The 585-nt window shown below is 70.6% G+C and carries 1 protein-coding gene; it reads left to right on the top strand.

From position 1 onward, the window contains the following. Positions 1–585, top strand: a 585-nt coding sequence (locus SCA03_RS34875; protein ID WP_141275914.1) for a ketoacyl-synthetase C-terminal extension domain-containing protein, incomplete at its 3' end; no start/stop codon positions are given.

The following is a 585-nucleotide window of genomic DNA, read 5'->3' as shown; positions in this document are numbered from 1 at the left end:
ATGGCGATGCGGCATGGTGTGCTGCCGCCGACGCTGCACGTCGACCAGCCCTCCACGCACGTCGACTGGACGGCCGGCGCCGTCGAGCTGGTCACCGAGCCGACTCAGTGGCCGGACACGGGTCGTCCGCGTCGCGTCGGCGTCTCCTCGTTCGGTGTGAGTGGGACGAATGCGCATGTGATTCTGGAGCAGCCGGAGTCTGTGGCCGAGCCGGTTGCGGTGGACGGGCCGGTGGTGGTGCCGGGTGTGGTGCCGTTGGTGTTGTCGGCGCGGAGTGAGGGGGCGTTGCGGGGTCAGGCTGCGCGTTTGCTGGCTCATCTGGAGGAGCGGCCGGGGGCGCGGCTGGAAGATGTGGGGTTGTCGTTGGTGACGGCTCGGTCGCGGTTCGAGCACCGTGCGGTGGCGGTGGCGGCCGACCGGGACGAGGCACTGCGTCAACTGGCGGCTGTGGCTGCGGGGGAGAGCACGGCGGGGGCTGTGTCGGGTTCTGCCCGCGGCGGGAAGCGTGCGTTCCTCTTCTCGGGCCAGGGTGCCCAGCGCCTGGGTATGGGACGTGAGCTGTATGAGCGGTTCGGTGTGTTCGCC

This window comes from Streptomyces cacaoi, from assembly GCF_006539165.1.
GTDB classification, from domain to species: Bacteria; Actinomycetota; Actinomycetes; order Streptomycetales; family Streptomycetaceae; genus Streptomyces; species Streptomyces cacaoi.
This window is presented reverse-complemented; position numbering and strand designations above follow the sequence as displayed.